Annotated in this window: 20 protein-coding genes; 12 read left to right on the plus strand and 8 right to left on the minus strand. The window is 54.2% G+C overall.

The features are described from left to right. Window positions 1–9: 9 nt before the first annotated feature. The 4 genes from menB (at window position 10) to pmrD (ending at window position 3,548) form a co-directional block, all read left to right on the plus strand. A complete protein-coding gene (gene menB / locus QEN31_RS07530) occupies window positions 10–867 on the plus strand; it encodes a 1,4-dihydroxy-2-naphthoyl-CoA synthase (RefSeq protein WP_000640013.1) in 858 nt (285 codons plus the stop codon). Beyond that, on the plus strand, window positions 867–1,829 hold the full coding sequence (menC, locus tag QEN31_RS07535; RefSeq protein WP_001255561.1) for an o-succinylbenzoate synthase: 963 nt from the start codon (window positions 867–869) through the stop codon (window positions 1,827–1,829). Before menB ends, menC begins: the two co-directional genes overlap by 1 nt. Further along, on the plus strand, window positions 1,826–3,193 hold the full coding sequence (menE, locus tag QEN31_RS07540; protein ID WP_000144677.1) for an o-succinylbenzoate--CoA ligase: 1,368 nt from the start codon (window positions 1,826–1,828) through the stop codon (window positions 3,191–3,193). Before menC ends, menE begins: the two co-directional genes overlap by 4 nt. A gap of 97 nt (window positions 3,194–3,290) precedes the next feature. Continuing rightward, window positions 3,291–3,548 carry a signal transduction protein PmrD gene (gene pmrD / locus QEN31_RS07545; protein ID WP_000455132.1) on the plus strand — a complete coding sequence of 86 codons (258 nt, stop codon included), beginning with the start codon at window positions 3,291–3,293 and terminating at the stop codon, window positions 3,546–3,548. On the opposite strand, the gene arnF is transcribed toward pmrD, so the two are convergent. The 7 genes from arnF to arnB are packed head-to-tail and all read right to left on the minus strand — an operon-like array spanning window position 3,543 to window position 10,895. Continuing rightward, window positions 3,543–3,920 carry a 4-amino-4-deoxy-L-arabinose-phosphoundecaprenol flippase subunit ArnF gene (gene arnF / locus QEN31_RS07550; protein ID WP_000538694.1) on the minus strand — a complete coding sequence of 126 codons (378 nt, stop codon included), beginning with the start codon at window positions 3,918–3,920 and terminating at the stop codon, window positions 3,543–3,545. The two genes, pmrD and arnF, sit on opposite strands and share 6 nt — an antisense overlap. Continuing rightward, a complete protein-coding gene (arnE, locus tag QEN31_RS07555) occupies window positions 3,920–4,255 on the minus strand; it encodes a 4-amino-4-deoxy-L-arabinose-phosphoundecaprenol flippase subunit ArnE (RefSeq protein WP_000580685.1) in 336 nt (111 codons plus the stop codon). The genes arnF and arnE overlap by 1 nt, the downstream gene beginning before the upstream one ends. Next, window positions 4,252–5,898, minus strand: coding sequence for a lipid IV(A) 4-amino-4-deoxy-L-arabinosyltransferase (gene arnT, locus QEN31_RS07560; RefSeq protein ID WP_000978038.1), 1,647 nt, complete (start codon window positions 5,896–5,898; stop codon window positions 4,252–4,254). Before arnT ends, arnE begins: the two co-directional genes overlap by 4 nt. Then, window positions 5,895–6,794, minus strand: a complete 900-nt coding sequence (gene arnD / locus QEN31_RS07565; protein WP_000169761.1) for a 4-deoxy-4-formamido-L-arabinose-phosphoundecaprenol deformylase — start codon at window positions 6,792–6,794, stop codon at window positions 5,895–5,897. The genes arnT and arnD overlap by 4 nt, the downstream gene beginning before the upstream one ends. Then, a complete protein-coding gene (arnA, locus tag QEN31_RS07570; protein ID WP_000648776.1) occupies window positions 6,791–8,773 on the minus strand; it encodes a bifunctional UDP-4-amino-4-deoxy-L-arabinose formyltransferase/UDP-glucuronic acid oxidase ArnA in 1,983 nt (660 codons plus the stop codon). Before arnA ends, arnD begins: the two co-directional genes overlap by 4 nt. Beyond that, window positions 8,770–9,753, minus strand: a complete 984-nt coding sequence (gene arnC / locus QEN31_RS07575; protein ID WP_000458893.1) for an undecaprenyl-phosphate 4-deoxy-4-formamido-L-arabinose transferase — start codon at window positions 9,751–9,753, stop codon at window positions 8,770–8,772. The genes arnA and arnC overlap by 4 nt, the downstream gene beginning before the upstream one ends. A 2-nt stretch (window positions 9,754–9,755) precedes the next feature. Next, window positions 9,756–10,895, minus strand: a complete 1,140-nt coding sequence (gene arnB / locus QEN31_RS07580; RefSeq protein ID WP_001279284.1) for a UDP-4-amino-4-deoxy-L-arabinose aminotransferase — start codon at window positions 10,893–10,895, stop codon at window positions 9,756–9,758. Between the two features lie 298 nt (window positions 10,896–11,193). Here arnB and pmrG point away from each other — a divergent pair, with 298 nt between their 5' ends. Beyond that, on the plus strand, window positions 11,194–11,799 hold the full coding sequence (gene pmrG / locus QEN31_RS07585; RefSeq protein WP_000879248.1) for a lipopolysaccharide core heptose(II)-phosphate phosphatase PmrG: 606 nt from the start codon (window positions 11,194–11,196) through the stop codon (window positions 11,797–11,799). A 44-nt stretch (window positions 11,800–11,843) separates the two neighbouring features. Here pmrG and nudI read toward each other — a convergent pair whose 3' ends face one another. Beyond that, a complete protein-coding gene (gene nudI / locus QEN31_RS07590) occupies window positions 11,844–12,269 on the minus strand; it encodes a nucleoside triphosphatase NudI (RefSeq protein WP_099949638.1) in 426 nt (141 codons plus the stop codon). Window positions 12,270–12,547: 278 nt separating this feature from the next. On the opposite strand from nudI, the gene QEN31_RS07595 reads away from it, so the two are divergent. The 7 genes from QEN31_RS07595 (at window position 12,548) to QEN31_RS07625 (ending at window position 19,008) form a co-directional block, all read left to right on the plus strand. Further along, window positions 12,548–13,090, plus strand: a complete 543-nt coding sequence (locus QEN31_RS07595) for a YfaZ family protein (protein WP_001670658.1) — start codon at window positions 12,548–12,550, stop codon at window positions 13,088–13,090. Between the two features lie 114 nt (window positions 13,091–13,204). Continuing rightward, on the plus strand, window positions 13,205–14,401 hold the full coding sequence (locus QEN31_RS07600; RefSeq protein ID WP_000935674.1) for a nicotinamide mononucleotide deamidase-related protein YfaY: 1,197 nt from the start codon (window positions 13,205–13,207) through the stop codon (window positions 14,399–14,401). Window positions 14,402–14,650: 249 nt separating this feature from the next. Next, on the plus strand, window positions 14,651–15,433 hold the full coding sequence (locus QEN31_RS07605) for an IclR family transcriptional regulator (protein ID WP_000894170.1): 783 nt from the start codon (window positions 14,651–14,653) through the stop codon (window positions 15,431–15,433). Window positions 15,434–15,446: 13 nt separating this feature from the next. Further along, window positions 15,447–16,652, plus strand: coding sequence for an L-rhamnonate dehydratase (rhmD, locus tag QEN31_RS07610; RefSeq protein WP_001521492.1), 1,206 nt, complete (start codon window positions 15,447–15,449; stop codon window positions 16,650–16,652). A 55-nt stretch (window positions 16,653–16,707) separates the two neighbouring features. Continuing rightward, window positions 16,708–17,997, plus strand: a complete 1,290-nt coding sequence (locus QEN31_RS07615) for an MFS transporter (protein ID WP_000028931.1) — start codon at window positions 16,708–16,710, stop codon at window positions 17,995–17,997. A 25-nt stretch (window positions 17,998–18,022) separates the two neighbouring features. Further along, window positions 18,023–18,826, plus strand: coding sequence for a 2-keto-3-deoxy-L-rhamnonate aldolase (gene yfaU / locus QEN31_RS07620; protein ID WP_000992941.1), 804 nt, complete (start codon window positions 18,023–18,025; stop codon window positions 18,824–18,826). A 5-nt stretch (window positions 18,827–18,831) separates the two neighbouring features. Beyond that, the gene (locus QEN31_RS07625; protein WP_001112763.1) at window positions 18,832–19,008 is read left to right on the plus strand and encodes a hypothetical protein; all 177 of its coding nucleotides are present in this window, start codon (window positions 18,832–18,834) and stop codon (window positions 19,006–19,008) included. The last annotated feature ends 29 nt before the right edge of the window (window positions 19,009–19,037 follow it).

A 19,037-nucleotide genomic window follows, 5' to 3' on the forward strand; every position in this document is an offset into this window, starting at 1 on the left:
GGACACACTATGATCTATCCTGATGAAACAATGCTTTACGCACCGGTAGAATGGCACGACTGCTCGGAGGGTTACACCGACATTCGTTATGAAAAATCCACCGACGGTATTGCAAAAATCACTATTAATCGTCCGCAGGTGCGCAATGCATTTCGTCCGTTGACCGTCAAAGAGATGATTCAGGCGCTGGCGGATGCCCGTTACGACGACAACGTGGGCGTGATTATTCTGACCGGCGAAGGCGATAAAGCGTTTTGCGCGGGCGGCGACCAGAAGGTGCGCGGCGATTACGGCGGTTATCAGGATGACTCCGGCGTGCATCACCTGAACGTGCTGGACTTCCAGCGCCAGATTCGCACCTGTCCAAAACCGGTTGTCGCGATGGTCGCGGGTTACTCCATCGGCGGTGGTCATGTGCTGCACATGATGTGCGACCTGACCATCGCGGCGGAAAACGCCATCTTCGGCCAGACCGGTCCGAAAGTCGGCTCCTTTGACGGCGGTTGGGGCGCTTCGTATATGGCGCGTATCGTTGGTCAGAAGAAAGCGCGTGAAATCTGGTTCCTGTGCCGCCAGTACGATGCGCAACAGGCGCTGGACATGGGGCTGGTTAACACCGTCGTTCCGCTGGCGGATCTGGAAAAAGAGACCGTGCGCTGGTGCCGCGAAATGTTGCAAAACAGTCCGATGGCGCTGCGTTGCCTGAAAGCGGCGCTGAATGCCGATTGTGACGGTCAGGCCGGGCTGCAGGAGCTGGCGGGCAACGCTACCATGCTGTTCTACATGACGGAAGAAGGGCAGGAAGGCCGTAACGCCTTTAACCAGAAGCGTCAGCCTGACTTCAGCAAATTCAAACGGAACCCATAATGCGTAGCGCGCAGGTATACCGCTGGCAGATCCCCATGGACGCGGGGGTGGTTCTGCGCGACAGGCGGTTAAAAACTCGCGACGGGCTGTATGTTTGTCTGCGTGACGGCGAGCGTGAGGGATGGGGAGAGATCTCTCCGCTGCCGGGGTTCAGTCAGGAAACGTGGGAAGAGGCGCAGACGGCGCTACTAACATGGGTGAACGACTGGCTTCAGGGGAGCGAGGGATTACCCGAGATGCCTTCGGTCGCGTTTGGCGCAAGCTGCGCGCTGGCGGAACTGACTGGCGTCTTGCCGGAGGCGGCGGACTATCGCGCTGCGCCGTTATGCACTGGCGATCCTGACGATTTGGTGCTGCGGCTTGCCGATATGCCCGGCGAGAAAATCGCTAAGGTCAAAGTGGGTCTTTATGAAGCGGTACGCGACGGCATGGTGGTTAATTTGCTGCTGGAGGCGATCCCGGATCTGCATCTGCGTCTGGATGCGAATCGCGCCTGGACGCCGCTAAAAGCCCAACAGTTTGCAAAGTATGTTAATCCGGATTACCGCGCTCGTATCGCCTTTCTCGAAGAACCGTGTAAGACGCGGGATGATTCCCGCGCCTTTGCCCGTGAAACCGGCATCGCGATTGCCTGGGACGAAAGTCTGCGCGAAGCGGATTTCACCTTTGAAGCCGAAGAGGGCGTCAGGGCTGTGGTTATCAAACCTACGCTGACCGGATCGCTTGATAAAGTGCGTGAGCAAGTCGCTGCCGCCCATGCGTTGGGACTGACGGCGGTCATCAGCTCTTCGATCGAGTCCAGCCTCGGCCTGACGCAACTGGCGCGGATTGCCGCCTGGTTGACGCCGGGAACGCTGCCTGGACTGGATACCTTGCATCTGATGCAGGCGCAACAGATTCGCCCCTGGCCCGGTAGCGCGTTGCCTTGTCTGAAGCGTGAGGAGCTGGAACGACTGTTATGACATTCACGGATTGGCCGTGGCGCCACTGGCGTCAGGTTCGCAGTCAGGCGCCCGCTCTGCGCCTGAACGATGAAGTGCTAAGCTGGCGCGCCCTCTGTGAGCGTATTGATGTGCTGGCGGGCGGGTTTGCCGCGCAGGGCGTACGCGAGGGCGATGGTGTCCTGCTGCGCGCCGGGAATCAGCCGCGCACTCTGTTGGCATGGCTTGCGCTGATGCAGTGCGGCGCGCGGGTTCTGCCCGTCAACCCGCAGTTGCCCCAGACATTGCTGGAGGCGCTGGTGCCGAAGTTAACGCTGCGTTTTGCGCTGACACTGGAAGGCGAAAATGCGTTTTCTGGATTAACCGCGTTGCAGATACAAAAGAGTACAGCGGCGTATGCTGTGGCCTGGCAACCGCAGCGTCTGGTTTCCATGACGCTGACATCGGGTTCCACAGGATTGCCAAAAGCGGCTGTACATACGTGCCAGGCGCATCTTGCCAGCGCGCAGGGGGTGCTTTCGCTAATGCCGTTTGGCCCTCAGGATGACTGGCTGCTATCGCTGCCGCTGTTTCATGTATCCGGGCAGGGTATTATGTGGCGTTGGCTCTTCGCCGGGGCGCGCATGACGGTACGCGATAAGCAACCGCTGGAGCAGATGCTGGCAGGGTGTACTCATGCTTCGCTGGTGCCGACGCAGCTGTGGCGGCTGCTGGCGAATCGGGCGGCGGTGACGCTGAAAGCCGTTTTGCTCGGCGGCGCGGTGATTCCGGTTGAACTCACCGACCAGGCCAGCAAACAAGGGATTCGCTGCTGGTGCGGGTATGGGCTCACGGAGTTCGCGTCTACGGTATGCGCCAAAGAGGCCGATGGTTCGGATGATGTTGGCGCGCCGCTTCCCGGCAGAGAGATCAGAATCGTCGATAATGAAGTCTGGCTGCGCGCCGCCAGTATGGCGGAAGGTTACTGGCGTGATGGCAAACTGATCCCGCTGGTTAATGACGAAGGCTGGTTTGCCACGCGCGATCGCGGCGAGCTGAACCACGGCAGGCTAACCATCGCCGGGCGGCTGGACAACCTGTTCTTTAGCGGCGGCGAAGGCATTCAGCCGGAGGAAGTCGAACGCGTTATTAATGCGCATCCGCTGGTGCAACAAGCCTTCGTCGTGCCGGTAGAAGATAAAGAGTTTGGTCATCGTCCCGTTGCGGTTGTGGAGTATGCATCGCAGGCCGGAGACGTGAACCTCGCTGAATGGGTTCGTGATAAGCTGGCGCGTTTTCAACAGCCGGTTCGCTGGTTGACGATGCCGTCAGAACTGAAAAACGGAGGGATTAAAATATCTCGCCGTGCGCTCCAGCAGTGGGTGTGTGAGAACTGTAAAAATTAATGTTAGGTTAATATACAACCATTCCATCGCTATTGCCGTTTTGTTTATCCGTTGATGTGTAACGTGTTATGAACAATCAGCGTGAAACGGGGGCGCTATGGAATGGTTGGTTAAGAAATCGCATTATGTCAAAAAGAGGGCGTGCCATGTTCTGGTGCTGTGCGATAGCGGCGGTTCGCTAAAAATGATCGCCGAGGCGAATTCCATGATATTACTGAGTCCCGGCGATATCCTGTCGCCTTTACAGGATGCGCAGTATTGTATTAATCGGGAAAAACACCAGACCTTAAAAATCGTTGATGCACGCTGTTATTCCTGCGACGAATGGCAGCGGTTGACGCGCAAGCCATCATGATCTGGCGGGCAGAAAAATCAGCATTACCCCCGCCATAATACACAATACGCCGAGCATCGCTTTTAGGCTGAAAGCGCCTTGCAAACCGGGTAACAGCATTGAGGCTACCCAGACAAGCACATAGCTGAGACTCAGTAGCGCATAGGCTTTGCTGAGCGCGAGCGTGTGTAATGTTTTCTGCCAGCAGAAGACGGAAACCAGATACCCCGCCAAACCGGCGAATAGCGCCAGGGTCGCGGCATTAAATGCGCCCAGCCCGGAAATAAACGCCAGTGGATGCGCTATCGATGGCAGTCGCATCATGGCGAATCCTAAACTCAACTGGGCGAGGGAGGCAATCGCAACGCTTATCAGTCCCCACATTACGCCCATTATGCCGCACTCCCCAGAATGATAATGCCGCTGATAATCAATGCGACGCCCAACCAGTGGCGGGGCGGAACCTGTTCATGCCAGATTTTCCAGGCCGCCAGCGTGACCCAGACAAAATTCAGACTCAACATCGGGTAAGCAATTCCCACCGGCAGGGTTTGTAGCACCAGCAGCCACAGCACCATCGCTGCGCCCATGCATATCAGCGCCAGGCCCAGCCACAGCATCAGGTGACGGCGGCGTCCGCCCGCCGTCAATGGCCGTGTCGCTTGCTTCTGGCAGAGCTGACCGCCAACGCTGAGCAGACTGGCAAGCACCAGAACGACGCCGATCATTTAGGCCGATACTGAATTAACACCAGACGCCCCTGATAATCAATATTGTCCGCAGGGGGAAGGGAAAGAGCGCTGATGTCTTCATCTTTGGCTATTGAAAGTACTAGCGTAATAATGCCCTCCTGACGATGCTGGTTGAGCCAGGCGTTAAAATCGTCGGCTTTAACGAATTTATCCTGCACATCAGGATAGCTAAGACCATACCTGAGTTCGCCCGCGTGTCCGTAGAGCATAATATCGTCTCGTTTCAGACTCCAGGCCAGCCCGGCGGCGACGCCCACGTTGTCGGCAAGAATATAGCGGCTTGATGCCAAAGGCGCCTGGGTCATTTCGACAAAAAACTGTGGCTGTTTGGACTCCATCACCCTGTCGGGGATGGAAAAGCCGAACAGCAGCGCCAGTCCCAGCGGACAAAACGCGGGTAATAGGTATTTTTGGCTATGACAGAGGCTATACCAGCCCACAAACGCCCAAACAGTAAAGACGCCCCAGACGCAAAAAACTTTATAGGTTTCGATATGCGTCCACACCGGCGATTTCAGCGGGCCCCATGAGGAGACGACAAACGCTGCGACGATCCCGACTAACCCGAACACCAGGTTGATCCCGCCGTTGACACGTAGCGCGGCGACGCCTTCTTTTACGTTATGCAGGACGAAGCGCGCCATGAGTATCGCTATCGGTGCGAAACAGGAAAGAACATAGGTGGGCAGTTTCCCTTTCGCAATGCTGAAAAAGAGAAGCGGCATGATCGTCCATCCGAGCAAATAGAATGCGCCGTTTCGCTCGCGCCAGCCCAGTTTAAGCGCGCCAGGCAGTAACCCCAGCCACGGTAAACTTCCCGCGAGCAGTACCGGCAGATAGTACCAGAAAGGGGCCTTATGCTGGGCATCGCTCATGGCGAATCGCTGGATATGCTCCACCCAGAAAAAGTAATGCCAGAAATCGGCTTCGCGCCGCGCAATGGCGATCGCCCAGGGAAGGACAACCACAAAGCAGCTCAAGACCGCCAGCCAGCCGTAAAGCAAAAAGTCCTTCCAGCGTTTCTGGACAATGACCCACGGCAGCACGCTCACCACAGGTACGGCCAGGGCGAGGAAGCCTTTAGTTAATACACCCAGACCGCAGGTTGCGCCCAGTAGCAAAAACATCCCAATCTTGCCCATTCGGGTCGTGGCCTGCATCCCCTGCCAGAAACAACACATCCCGGCCGTAAGCCAAAGGGCGATCATCGGGTCGAGTACCGCATACGTCCCGATACTGTAAACGGCAAAGAGGGAGAGAAAGATAACGGAGGCGAGCAACGCGGTACGTTTATCCCGCCATAAGCGGAACGTCAGCCATGCCACCAGCGCTGCGGCCAGCAATGTCGTTAAAATAGCGCCAGCCCGCACGCCAAAATTGGTAGCGCCAAAAAGCCACTGACCCAGACTGTTTATCCAGTAACCGGCTATCGGTTTTTCAAAATAACGTAATCCCAGAAAATGCGGCACGATCCAGTCGCCAGACGCCAGCATCTCCCGACTTATTTCGGCATAGCGCGTTTCATCCGGCTGCCAGAGCAGGCGGCTGTTGACAGGAATAACATAGTAGAGCGCGATAAACGCGGCGAAAGCCAGATAATAGCGTATCGATTTCATCATGAGGCGCTCGCTGCCTGTTGACACCCCAGCCAACCTTCACGGCCAGGGATGTGTCCACGTACAATTTGCCCCAACGGCAGAGACTCAGGCGATGCCGGCAGCAGTTCGCCCAGAGGACAAAAGGTGATCCCCGCATCGCGTGCACGAACGAGCAAATCTTCAAACAGCGGCTGATGGACAATACCTTCTACTTCCGCATGGATGGTATATACCGGCGTGCCTTTGTCCTGCAACATACGGGAAATAATCCAGGTATTGAACGACTGCGCCTGAACGGCGGGGCCGATAACCTCATCCCACGTGGGTAAGGTGACCGGGATTTGCGGCGTCCCTGTCTGGCCCGGCATCAGTAGCGGACGGAATAAGGTGGTTCCACGGCAATCGCTGTTATACCTCAGGTTGAACGACTCCTTCGCACGAACAACGCGCCCATCCGCTCGCCAGCCGGCCGCGGCTGAGCAGGTGACGGGTTTTCCGATAATGGCCTCAAGCGCCGTTATGCCGCGCGCAATATCTTCTTCAAGCTGGCGGATACTCCAGTGGCCGCTGTGAGTCTGCCACGCATGGTGATCCCAGGCATGTAGTCCCGTCTCATGGTATGTTGCCGTTTCACGAATAATCCCGGCATTAGCGTTGCCGATATTTTTTCCCGGCCAGGCGGTACCGGCCAGCAGGATATCCCAGCCGTAGAGCGAAGCGGCGTTTGAACGTAGCATTTTCCATAAAAATCGCGGTTTTATCAGACGCCAAAGATGGCGTCCCATATTGTCCGGCCCGACGCTGAAGAAAAAGCTGGCCTGAACGCCGTGGCGATGCAATGTCGCCAGCAGCCGGGGAACACCTTCACGCGTTCCTCGCAAGGTATCAACGTCAATGCGTAAACCGACTTTCGTCATGATGCGCGTTCCGCGATATCGACGCTACGCAGAAAGAAGTCCAGCGTTTCTTCAACCGTATCACGCATCGCAATAGACGGCTCCCAGCCCAGACAGCGCCTGGCATTGTCGATACTGGGTTTCCGGTGTGCGACATCCTGATAACCCTTGCCGTAATAACTACGGCTTTCGACGACCTGGAAACCGGCAAACGGTGGGAAATGGCAGCGCAGCGGATGCTTATCAAAACTGTCGAGCAACAGCGTCGCCAGTTCCTGAATACTGGCTTCGTTGTCAGGATTGCCGATATTAATGATTTTGCCATCGCACCGATCGCCATCATTCACAATAATGCGGAATAATGCTTCGATCCCATCGCGAATATCGGTAAAACAGCGCTTCTGCTGACCGCCGTCGATAAGCTTGATCGGCGTTCCTTCTACCAGGTTCAGAATCAACTGCGTTATCGCGCGTGAACTGCCGATACGCGCCGCGTTCAGGCTATCCAGCCGCGGCCCCATCCAGTTAAAGGGACGGAAAAGCGTGAAGCGCAATCCCTCTTTTTCGCCATAAGCCCAAATCACCCGGTCGAGAAGCTGTTTGGAAACGGAGTAAATCCAGCGCGGCTTATTCACCGGCCCGACGATCAGATTCGATTTGTCTTCGTCAAAAGAGGCGTCCGTACACATGCCGTACACTTCAGAGGTAGACGGGAAAACCACGCGTTTACGGTATTTCACGCAATAACGGATAATCCGCAGGTTTTCTTCAAAATCAAGTTCAAAGACGCGCAGCGGGTTGCGGGTGTATTCAATCGGGGTTGCAATTGCTACCAGCGGCAGTACGACATCGCATTTTTTGACATGATATTCGATCCATTCTGAGTGGATGCTGATATCTCCCTCCACGAAATGAAATCGAGGGTGGAGCAGGAATCGGCTAATGGCGTTGCTGCCGATATCCATACCGTAGACCTCGTAATTCTCTTCATTCAGTAACCGTTCGGTCAAATGATTGCCGATAAAACCGTTGACGCCGAGGATGAGAACGCGAATGCGACGTTTACCGCTGGTCGCTGGTGGACGGTTCAAACGCGCGCCCGCCACCAGACCAAGCGTCTGTGCAAGCTGCGAGCCCTGTACAGTAATGTCGTCTCCGGCCTGGCCGGTAATAATCTCCAGCGCGCCATCGGCGCAGGCGACCCGCAGCGGAGAGACCGAAATTACCGAGCCGGGAAGCGCGCCTTGCGCATCCGGACACATTCGGGAAGACCAGATAGTGAATTTTTGCGAGCCGTTATAGCTGAACGCGCCGGGCCAGGGGGCGGCTACCGCCCGCACCAGGTTATGCACCGTGGAAACCGGTTTGTGCCAGTCGATAAGGCCATCTTCCGGCCTGCGGCGACCATAATACGTAGAGTCAGACTCACGCTGGGGAACAGAAGGTATATCGCCGCATTTCATGGTGGGCAGGATGCTATTAAGCAACTGGCGCGCGGCCTGACATAGCTTATGATGCAGGGTAAGCGCAACATCGTCCTGCGCAATAGCGACGCGTTGACTGGCGACAATCTCTCCGGCGTCGGCACGTTTGACCATACGATGCAGCGTTACGCCCGTTTCGCTTTCGCCGTTAACCAGAACCCAGTTTAGCGGCGCACGGCCACGATAGGCAGGCAATAGAGAACCGTGCAGATTGAACGCGCCAGCCGGGGCGAGGTGCAGAATTTCTTCGCTTAACAGGTTGCGGTAATAGAACGAAAAAATAATATCCGGCGCAAGCTCAGCGATGCGGTCGACCCAGATAGGATGGTTTACGTTATCCGGTGCATAAACCGGAATCCCTAATTCTGCCGCCTGCCGGGAGACGGAGCCAAAAAAGGTGTTTTCCGCAGGATTGTCGGCATGAGTGAAAATCGCGGCAATCTCATACCCGGCATCCAGTACGGCCTGCACCCCCTGACATCCCATATCGTGATAGGCAAAAATAACGGCTTTCATTGGTGGCTTTCCTCAGTAAACGGCGTGCTTTCCGGGTAGATAACTTGTTGAACAAAATAGCGGGGGCGGGCGCGGACATCGTTATAAATGCGACCGATGTATTCGCCCAGCAGTCCCATACCGATGAATTGCGCGCCGATGAAGGTAAACAGAACGGCAAAGAGCATAAATACGCCTTCCGCCGCCCACTGCGGCCCCAGCGCCAGGCGAAGTACAATAAGCAATACCGACAGGCTAAACCCGCCGATGGCGATAACGCTGCCCAGCAGACTCAACAGGCGCAGCGGCGTCGTCGTCAGGCAGGTCACCAGGTCATACATCAGGTTAATGAGACGCATAAAACTGTATTTAGAGTCGCCAAATTCACGTTCAGCGTGATGCACCGGGATCTCGGTAGCCCGACGAGCGAAAATGTTGGCCAGAATAGGGATAAAGGTGCTGCGTTCATGGCAGCGCAACATAGTATCGATAATAGGGCGGCGATAGGCGCGTAACATGCAGCCGTAATCGCCCATCGCTTTGCCCGTTGTGCGCTGGATCAGCAGATTAATGATTTTTGACGCCGATTTGCGAAACAGGCTGTCCTGTCGGTTCTGGCGCACGGTGCCTACCACATCGAACCCTTCATCGGCTTTCGCCACCAGGCGCGGGATCTCTTCCGGCGGGTTTTGCAGATCGGCATCCAGCGTAATGATAAGATCGCCGCTTACATGGCTAAACCCCGCCATAATCGCTGCATGTTGACCGTAGTTACGGTTGAGTAAAATAGAGATGATATGGCTATCGGCCTCCTGGGACGCCTTAACCATCAGCTCCGCCGAGCTATCGCTGCTACCATCATCTATCAATAAAATCTCCCACGCTTTGCCCAGGCTCTCGCAGGCGGTGGTGGTGCGTCTTATCAATTCCGGCAGGCTTTCCTGTTCGTTATAGACAGGAATAACCACCGAGACTTTTTTTATGGGGGCGGCGTCAAACATGCTTATTGTCCTGCTATCTGATGAAGGGCGGTAATGACTCGATCAAAGTCACTCTCGGTCATGTCCGGGAAGAGCGGCAGTGAGCAGATCCGCTCGCTGTTCCACTCGGTGTCAGGCAGCGTGAGCGTTGGGAAACGTTCGCGATAATATTTTTGCGTATGCGCGGCGCGGAAATGCAGCCCTGTGCCGATGCCTTTCGTTTTCAGCGATGCCATCAGAGCATCCCGGGTAATACCGCAGCGGGCTTCATCGACCCGGATAATGAATAAATGCCAGGCGTGAATATGCTCCCACGACGGAAGGCTCAGAGGCTGAAAAGGCAGGTCTGCCATTGCCTGGTGGTACTGCGCTGCGATGGCGGCGCGTCGAGCGTTAAGCGCATCCAGTTTCTGTAACTGGGCAAGCGCGATAGCGGCGTTGAGGTCGGGCAAATTATATTTGTAGCCCGGCGCCAGGACTTCCGCTTGTGGCGCGCGTCCCCCGCTCTGTCGATCCCAGGCATCAACGCCAAGCCCGTGAAACTTGAGACTGCGCAGTTTATCGGCGAATTGCGGGTTATCCGTGACGACGATACCGCCTTCAGCGCAGGTAATGTTCTTAATGGCGTGGAAGGAGAAAATCGCGGTGCCCCGGGCGCCAATGTGGCGACCTTTGTAGCTGGTTCCTGTCGCGTGCGCCGCGTCTTCAATCACTGGAATGCCATAACGCTCGCCAAGAGCGTAAATAGCGTCCAGATCGGCGGGCGCGCCAGCGTAGTGGACGGGGATAATTGCTTTGGTTTGTGGCGTAATCGCGGCTTCGATATGTTCAGGCGTGACCATCAGCGTATCGCGATCGACATCGACCATGACGGGGTTCGCGCCGAGTAAAACGATCATATTTAGCGTAGAAACCCACGTCATTGACGGTGTAATGACCTCGTCGCCTTCACCAATGCCCAGCGCCATCAACGCGATGTGCATACCGGCAGTGGCTGAACTGACGGCAACGGCATATTGATTGCCAGTTAGCCGACAAAACGCCGCTTCCAGTTCCTGATTTTTCGGGCCGGTTGTTATCCAACCTGAGTCCAGTACGGTCTTAACGGCAGCAAGCTCTTCCGCGCCCATCGCCGGACGGGAGAAAGGCAAAAAGTCCGACATCATTTTTCCTTCAGCCATTGAAAGCCGCTTTTCAAATATTTCGGCAATAGAAAAGGGCTTATTTTTTAACGCATTTAGCTGAACCCTACTGGATGAAGATTAAATTAACATTAAGAAATTAAGGTGAAGTAAAAAGATAATTTTTAACGGAATTATGCTTTGCTTTCGCCGAAAGTTTAAGGCATTTTATGCATGCCCAAAAGCTGTTTTTATGTTTCTGGCCTGGTCTTCCGTTGCGGAATTTCATTTTAATTGTATTGCTATTAAGTTAGCTGCACTGTCTGCCTGAGAGGTTAATGTGCTGGCATTTACCCTACGCTTTATTAAAAACAAACGCTATTTCGCGATTCTGGCGGGGGCGTTGGTTATTATCGCCGGGTTGACCTCACAACATGCCTGGAGTGGTAACGGTCTACCGCAGATTAACGGTAAAGCGCTGGCGGCGCTGGCGAAGCAGCATCCGGTAGTCGTGTTATTCCGCCATGCCGAGCGGTGCGATCGTTCCGATAATACCTGCCTGTCAGACAGCACGGGGATTACGGTCAAGGGTGCGCAAGATGCCAGAGCGCTGGGTAAAGCCTTCAGTGCCGATATACAAAATTACAATCTCTATTCCAGTAATACGGTGCGCACCATCCAGTCGGCAACCTGGTTTTCTGCGGGCAGGTCGCTTACGGTGGATAAAAAAATGATGGATTGCGGCAGCGGTATTTATGCTTCAATCAATACGTTACTGAAAAAGTCGCAGAATAAAAATATAGTCATTTTTACCCATAATCATTGTTTGACGTATATTGCAAAAAATAAGCGCGGCGTAAAGTTTGATCCGGACTATCTTAATGCGCTCGTTATGCATGCGGAAAACGGAAAACTCTTTTTAGATGGTGAATTTGTTCCCGGCTAGCCGCATGTTAAAAGCGTAAAGACAGCCTGAAGCGGCTGTCGTCATTATAATAACCCTTTCAATGCTAATGTGTGGCGTGTCGCTACATTCAAATCATACAGCGCCAGTTTTTCTGGCTTGACCCAGGCGTAGTCCTGAAATTCGTCGTTAATACATATATCGCGGTTAGCGGAAACACAGTCGAAGATGAGATAAATCATATAAATCTCTTCTTGTCTGCCATCAGCGTAGGTTTTAATACGGATATCGTCGCGGAAGGTCCACGGCGTAATATCGCTCAGAATCAGTTGTTCGCCGAGTTCCTCCCGAATCTCCCGACGCAGCGCCTCTTCAATGCGTTCGCCTGGCTCGACCCCGCCGCCCGACAGCGCCCACTGACCGGGAAAGACGCCGCGGTTGTCGGCCATTTTGCACAGCAGATAACAGCCATCATTTTGAATTAATGGGCAAACTATAGTTCGTTGACGCATAAGTCGCTTCCTTAAACCACCAGGCCATCAGCTTAACAAATCATTCTGCGAAATTCTTTGTGAAAAATGGAAGCGATAACGCAGACTGCGTTTTTTGTTAATTTTGTTGATGCAGGCGTCGCCATGTGATGGCGCAATGATGCGTCATGGCGAAAGTAGTATTTCGTTACAATATGTTTTTGGAATGGTTTCTTAGTGCATTGATTCCTCAGCGTCTGGCAGTACAATTCTGCCGTTTTGGGGAGTTTTTCTTTATGTGCTTGCTGGAAAGGGTAAAAATGAAAAAAAGCATATTATTAGGTTTTGCCGGAATGCTGTTCGTTTCTGCATCGGCGCAGGCCATCAGTATTAGCGGCCAGGCGGGCGAAGATTACACCAACATTGGCGTGGGTTTTGGTACGGAATCGACGGGACTGGCGCTAAGCGGCAACTGGATGCACAACGATGATGATGGCGATGCTGCGGGCGTGGGTCTGGGGCTGAACATTCCGGTGGGACCGCTGCTGGCGACGGTCGGCGGTAAAGGTATTTATACCAATCCGAAAGACAGCGATGAAGGCTATGCGGCGGCTGTCGGCGGTGGGCTACAATGGAAAATCGGCAACAGCTTCCGTCTGTTCGGCGAGTATTATTATTCACCAGATTCGCTGTCCAGCGGTATCGACAGTTATGAAGAAGCGAATGCAGGCGCGCGTTTCACCATTATGCGCCCGCTGAGCATTGAAGCCGGTTATCGTTACCTGAACCTGGCGGGTAAAGACGGCAACCGCGATAATGCGATTGCTGACGGCCCTTATGTTGGCGTAAACGCCAGCTTTTGATGCTAACGGCGCGGCAATCGTCGCGCCATATTCCTCCTGTTCCCGTCATTCTTCTTTCCACGTCATATTCGTCTTTGCGTTATAGTGTTTTCATCATAAGAGCAGGAGAACACAATGCTAAATGTGGAAATGCTATCCACCGGGGATGAGGTGTTGCACGGACAAATCGTTGACACCAATGCCGCCTGGCTGGCTGATTTTTTCTTTCATCAGGGCGTTCCGTTATCACGGCGAAATACGGTAGGCGATAATCTGGACAGTCTGGTCGCTATCTTGCGTGAACGCAGTCAACATGCTGATGTTTTGATTGTTAATGGCGGGTTAGGGCCGACCAGCGATGATTTAAGCGCGCTCGCCGCGGCAACGGCAAAAGGCGAAGGATTAGTACTGCACCAGGCGTGGCTGACCGAAATGGAACGCTACTTTCAGCAGCGTGGCCGCGTGATGGCGCCGAGCAACCGTAAACAGGCGGAACTGCCTGCCAGCGCGGAGTTTATTAATAATCCGCTCGGCACTGCCTGTGGATTTGCGCTACAGCTCAACCGCTGCCTGATGTTTTTCACCCCCGGCGTACCGTCTGAATTTAAGGTTATGGTGGAGAAGGAAATCTTACCGCGGTTACGCGCGCGTTTTTCGCTGCCGGAGCCGCCGCTTTGCCTGCGGTTAACGACTTTTGGACGTTCAGAAAGTGACCTCGCGCAGCGTCTCGATTCACTGCCGTTGCCGCCCGGCGTGACGATGGGGTATCGCTCATCAATGCCGATCATTGAACTGAAATTGACCGGCCCGGCGACGCAACGGGAGGCGATGCTGGCGTTATGGCCAGAGGTCAAACGGGTTGCCGGGCAGAACCTGATTTTTGAAGGTACGGAAAACCTGCCGGCGCAAATAGCCCGCCGCCTGCAGGAAAGGCAGTTGAGTCTGACGTTGAGCGAGCAATACACCAGCGGCTTACTGGCGCTACAGCTTTCCCGCGCCGGGGCGCCTGTTCTTGCCAGCGAAGTCGTTCCTTCTCAGGAAGAGACGCTGGCGCAAACGGCACACTGGACGACAGAACGGCGCAGCAATCATTATGCCGGTCTGGCGCTGGCCGTGTCGGGGCTGGAAAACGAACATCTTAATTTCGCGCTGGCGACGCCGGATGGCACGTATGCCTTACGCGTGCGTTTTAGCGCCAATCGGTATAGCCTGGCAATACGTCAGGAGGTCTGCGCGATGATGGCGCTAAATATGCTGCGCCGCTGGCTTAATGGCGAGGACATTACCAGCGAGCATGGCTGGATAGACGTGGTTGAATCATTGACATCATAATCCCTTTCTCTTATCTGCGATGGGAACGACATCGTGAGCCGGATAAGGCCGCTATGCCATTATCCGGCAATATCATCTGCTTTTTTGTCCAGCCAATTGTACTGAATACAAAGTAATACGTGCGTTAATTCACATTTATATGGTTAACCCTTCCACTCCGTTGGAAGGCGGATAAGCTTTGACGCGCTTCACAATTTTTTCCCTACTGACCTTTCACACTGATTCCAGTGTCTCAGACTGGAGTCCAATATGTTGGAATCAAGTAAAGTCCCGGCTCTTACTCGCGCAATCGACATCCTCAATTTGATCGCGCGTATTGGCCCATGCAGCGCGGCAATCATTATTGAAACGCTGCGTATTCCAAAAAGCACCGCGTACCTGCTGTTGAATGAATTAAAACGTCAGCGATTTATTAGCCTCGATCATCAGGATAACTACTGCCTGTGGACTAAGCTCGTTGAATTGTCGGGTCATGCGCTCAGCAAGATGGATCTGCGGGAGCTGGCGCGTCCTCGTCTAACACAACTGATGGATGAAACCGGGCTGCTGTGTCACTTGGGGATCATCGACCACGAAAATGCGTATTACATACTGAAAGTGGAATCCTCATCCACTATCAGCGTGCGCTCGCATGAGGGGAAAAGCCTCTCTCTTTATCGTTCCGGCATCGGCAAATGCCTGCTGGCATGGCAGCCGGCCGCCGTACGCAAAGCCATTATTGAACAACTGGTATGGGAGCGAGCCACGCTGACCACCATCACCGAGCCGCAACAATTGAATGATGAGCTGGAGCGCATTCGCCAGCGAGGATGGAGCTTTGATAACGGGGAGGATTATCCGGATGTCCGCTGCGTTGCCGCACCGGTATTTAATGCCAGAAACGAACTGACCGCGGCAATTTCAGTGGTCGGCACGCGCCTGCAAATCAACGAAGAGAATCTAGATTATTTGGCCGGTAAAGCTATTGCCTGTGCCAAAGATATTTCACGCCTGTTGGGATGGAAAAGTCCCTTCGACTCACTCGCATCTTAAAATGGAGAATATTATGACTCTTCCTAAAATTAAACACGTTCGAGCCTGGTTTATTGGGGGCGCTACCGCAGAGAAAGGGGCTGGCGGCGGGGATTATCACGACCAGGGAGGAAATCACTGGATTGATGACCATATCGCCACTCCCATGAGCAAATATCGCGACTATGAGCAGTCTCGTCAGTCTTTTGGGATCAACGTGTTAGGGACGCTGATTGTCGAAGTAGAGGCGGAAAATAGGCAGACGGGGTTCGCCGTTTCGACAGCAGGGGAGATGGGCTGTTTTATCGTAGAAAAACATCTTAACCGGTTTATTGAAGGCAAATGCGTAAGCGATATCAAACTTATTCACGATCAGATGCTCGGCGCGACCATGTACTACTCCGGTTCCGGCGGTCTGGTGATGAACACGATTTCCTGTGTGGATCTGGCGTTGTGGGATTTGTTTGGCAAGGTGGTTGGGCTGCCGGTTTATAAATTGCTGGGCGGAGCGGTGCGCGATGAAATTCAGTTTTACGCCACCGGCGCACGCCCGGATCTGGCTAAAGAAATGGGCTTTATCGGCGGTAAAATGCCGACTCACTGGGGACCGCACGATGGTGATGCGGGGATCCGTAAAGATGCCGCGATGGTGGCGGATATGCGTGAAAAGTGCGGGCCGGATTTCTGGCTGATGCTCGACTGCTGGATGAGTCAGGATGTGAACTATGCGACTAAACTGGCTCACGCCTGTGCGCCATTTAATCTCAAATGGATTGAAGAGTGTCTGCCGCCGCAGCAGTATGAAGGCTATCGCGAATTAAAACGCAACGCGCCTGCAGGGATGATGGTTACCAGCGGCGAACACCATGGTACGCTGCAATCCTTCCGCACTCTGGCAGAAACCGGCATTGATATTATGCAGCCGGATGTTGGCTGGTGCGGCGGATTAACCACGCTGGTTGAGATCGCCGCGCTTGCCAAATCGCGCGGGCAACTGGTGGTGCCGCACGGTTCGTCTGTCTATTCGCACCATGCAGTTATTACTTTCACTAATACCCCTTTCAGCGAGTTCCTGATGACCAGCCCGGACTGCTCCACTCTGCGTCCGCAATTTGACCCGATTCTCCTGGATGAGCCGGTGCCGGTGAATGGACGCATCCATAAATCAGTGCTGGATAAGCCGGGCTTCGGCGTCGAGCTTAACCGTGACTGTCACTTGAAACGCCCTTATAGCCACTAATAACTCGTGCGTTGCCTTTGTACGGCAACGCCCTCATCCTGTTGAGGATATTGCTATGAGCATCACTTTACTTGACGGCGTAGTGAAGAAAAACCGCGCACGTTTAATTCCTTTTATGTTGGCGCTGTATGTACTGGCGTTTCTGGATCGTTCAAATATTGGTTTTGCCAAAGAGACCTATCAGATAGATACCGGGCTAAGTAATGAAGCCTACGCGCTAGGGGCCGGTATTTTCTTTGTGGTTTACGCTTTCCTTGGCGTACCGGCTAACCTGCTGATGCGCAAATTTGGCGCAAGAACCTGGATCGGCACGACTACCCTGCTGTGGGGCTTTCTCTCTGCTGCGATGGCCTGGGCGGATAGTGAAGCAAAATTTCTGATAATCCGCACGCTATTGGGCGCGGCGGAGGCTGGATTTTTCCCCGGCATGATCTATCTAACTTCACAATGGTTCCCGCAGCGTAACCGTGCCAGCATTATGGGGCTATTTTATATGGGGGCGCCGCTGGCGTTAACGTTGGGTTCGCCGCTCTCCGGCGCTCTGCTGGAGATGCATGGTTTTATGGGGCACCCGGGATGGTTCTGGATGTTCGTTATCGAAGGCCTACTGGCGATTGGCGCAGGGATATTCACCTTTTTCTGGCTTGATGACACTCCGCAGCAGGCGCGTTTTCTTAGCCTGGAAGAAAAGAACGCGCTTATCAGGCAACTGGCGAGCGAAGAAGAGAAAAAGGTCACGTCAAGGCTTGCGGATGCGCTGCGTAATGGACGCGTCTGGCAACTGGCTATTATTTATCTGACGATTCAGGTGGCGGTATACGGACTCATCTTTTTCCTGCCGACCCAGGTTGCCGCGCTATTGGGCACTAAAGTGGGCTTTACCGCTTCGGTGGTAACAGCGGTTCCCTGGGTGGCGGCTTTGCTTGGCACATGGCTTATTCCTCGCTACTCCGACCGTACCGGCGATCGCCGTAACGTTGCGGCAGTGACGCTACTGGCTGCGGGCATTGGCATTGGCCTGTCAGGTCTGGTTTCTCCGGTGCTCGCTATTCTGGCGCTCTGTGTTGCAGCAGTAGGATTTATTGCCGTTCAGCCCGTATTCTGGACCATGCCAACGCAGCTACTTTCCGGTACGGCTCTGGCGGCAGGAATTGGTTTCGTTAATCTGTTTGGCGCTGTGGGCGGTTTTATTGCCCCAATTCTGCGCGTAAAAGCGGAAACGTTGTTTGCCAGCGATGCGGCGGGCCTGCTGACGCTGGCCGGAGTCGCCATCATTGGCTCATTAATTATCTTCACGCTGAGCGTTAATCGTCCGGTGGCGCAATCCGGCGCTGCGCATCATTAATCTTATCTACGTTGTAAGGATCGCTATGAACGCATTGTTATCAAATCCTTTTAAAGAAGGATTACGTAAAGGGGATACGCAAATTGGTTTGTGGCTCAGTTCAACCACCTCTTATATGGCGGAGATTGCGGCGACGTCGGGTTATGACTGGTTGTTAATAGATGGCGAGCACGCGCCTAATACGGTGCAGGACTTGTATCATCAGTTACAGGCCATCGCCCCATACGCCAGCCAGCCGGTGATTCGCCCGATCGAGGGAAGTAAAGCGCTCATTAAACAGGTACTGGACATCGGGGCGCAAACGCTACTGATCCCGATGGTTGACACCGCAGAACAGGCGCGCCAGGTCGTTTCCGCTACCCGATACCCGCCGTTGGGGCAACGAGGCGTTGGCGCGAGCGTGGCGCGTGCGGCGCGCTGGGGGAGAATCGACAACTATATGGCACAGGCCAATGAGTCGCTCTGCCTGTTGGTGCAGGTTGAAAGCAAAGTGGCGCTGGAAAACCTTGACGCGATTCTGGAGGTTGAAGGCATTGATGGCGTCTTTATCGGTCCGGCAGATCTCTCTGCTTCATTGGGTTACCCCGATAATGCCGGACACCCGGAAGTGCAGCGAATCATTGAAGCGTGTATTTATCGTATTCGCGCCGCCGGAAAAGCGGCGGGTTTTTTGGCGGTCGATCCGGCAATGGCGCAGAAATGTCTGGCGTGGGGCGCGAATTTTGTCGCGGTCGGGGTAGATACGATGCTCTACACCGAGGCGCTGGACAGCAGGTTGGCGATGTTTAAATCTGTTCAGTCAGTAAGCACGGCAAAACGTAGTTATTGAGAAAAATGCCGGATGGCACGTATGCCTTACGCATGCGTTTTAGCGCCTATCGGTATAGTCTGGCAATACGTCAGGAGGTTTGTGCGGTGATGGCGCTAAATATGCTGCGCCGTTGGCTTAATGGCGAGGACATTACCAGCGAGCATGGCTGGATAGACGTGGTTGAATCATTGACGGCATAGAACTTTTAGTGGGAAGGCCTGGCCTTCCC

It is taken from the genome of Salmonella sp. SA15303, from assembly GCF_029962125.1.
GTDB lineage: Bacteria > Pseudomonadota > Gammaproteobacteria > Enterobacterales > Enterobacteriaceae > Salmonella > Salmonella enterica.

What these genes read in the sequence shown, in the direction of transcription:
- pmrD (WP_000455132.1), top strand. Translation starts at nt 3,291, where the DNA reads ATGGAATGGTTGGTTAAGAAATCGCATTATGTCAAAAAGAGGGCGTGC.
- yfaU (WP_000992941.1), top strand. Translation starts at nt 18,023, where the DNA reads ATGAACGCATTGTTATCAAATCCTTTTAAAGAAGGATTACGTAAAGGG.
- arnC (WP_000458893.1), bottom strand. Translation starts at nt 9,753, where the DNA reads ATGTTTGACGCCGCCCCCATAAAAAAAGTCTCGGTGGTTATTCCTGTC.
- QEN31_RS07615 (WP_000028931.1), top strand. Translation starts at nt 16,708, where the DNA reads ATGAGCATCACTTTACTTGACGGCGTAGTGAAGAAAAACCGCGCACGT.
- nudI (WP_099949638.1), bottom strand. Translation starts at nt 12,269, where the DNA reads ATGCGTCAACGAACTATAGTTTGCCCATTAATTCAAAATGATGGCTGT.
- QEN31_RS07625 (WP_001112763.1), top strand. Translation starts at nt 18,832, where the DNA reads ATGCCGGATGGCACGTATGCCTTACGCATGCGTTTTAGCGCCTATCGG.
- rhmD (WP_001521492.1), top strand. Translation starts at nt 15,447, where the DNA reads ATGACTCTTCCTAAAATTAAACACGTTCGAGCCTGGTTTATTGGGGGC.
- QEN31_RS07605 (WP_000894170.1), top strand. Translation starts at nt 14,651, where the DNA reads ATGTTGGAATCAAGTAAAGTCCCGGCTCTTACTCGCGCAATCGACATC.
- QEN31_RS07595 (WP_001670658.1), top strand. Translation starts at nt 12,548, where the DNA reads ATGAAAAAAAGCATATTATTAGGTTTTGCCGGAATGCTGTTCGTTTCT.
- arnD (WP_000169761.1), bottom strand. Translation starts at nt 6,794, where the DNA reads ATGACGAAAGTCGGTTTACGCATTGACGTTGATACCTTGCGAGGAACG.
- arnF (WP_000538694.1), bottom strand. Translation starts at nt 3,920, where the DNA reads ATGGGCGTAATGTGGGGACTGATAAGCGTTGCGATTGCCTCCCTCGCC.
- QEN31_RS07600 (WP_000935674.1), top strand. Translation starts at nt 13,205, where the DNA reads ATGCTAAATGTGGAAATGCTATCCACCGGGGATGAGGTGTTGCACGGA.
- arnB (WP_001279284.1), bottom strand. Translation starts at nt 10,895, where the DNA reads ATGTCGGACTTTTTGCCTTTCTCCCGTCCGGCGATGGGCGCGGAAGAG.
- arnA (WP_000648776.1), bottom strand. Translation starts at nt 8,773, where the DNA reads ATGAAAGCCGTTATTTTTGCCTATCACGATATGGGATGTCAGGGGGTG.
- menB (WP_000640013.1), top strand. Translation starts at nt 10, where the DNA reads ATGATCTATCCTGATGAAACAATGCTTTACGCACCGGTAGAATGGCAC.
- menC (WP_001255561.1), top strand. Translation starts at nt 867, where the DNA reads ATGCGTAGCGCGCAGGTATACCGCTGGCAGATCCCCATGGACGCGGGG.
- arnE (WP_000580685.1), bottom strand. Translation starts at nt 4,255, where the DNA reads ATGATCGGCGTCGTTCTGGTGCTTGCCAGTCTGCTCAGCGTTGGCGGT.
- arnT (WP_000978038.1), bottom strand. Translation starts at nt 5,898, where the DNA reads ATGATGAAATCGATACGCTATTATCTGGCTTTCGCCGCGTTTATCGCG.
- menE (WP_000144677.1), top strand. Translation starts at nt 1,826, where the DNA reads ATGACATTCACGGATTGGCCGTGGCGCCACTGGCGTCAGGTTCGCAGT.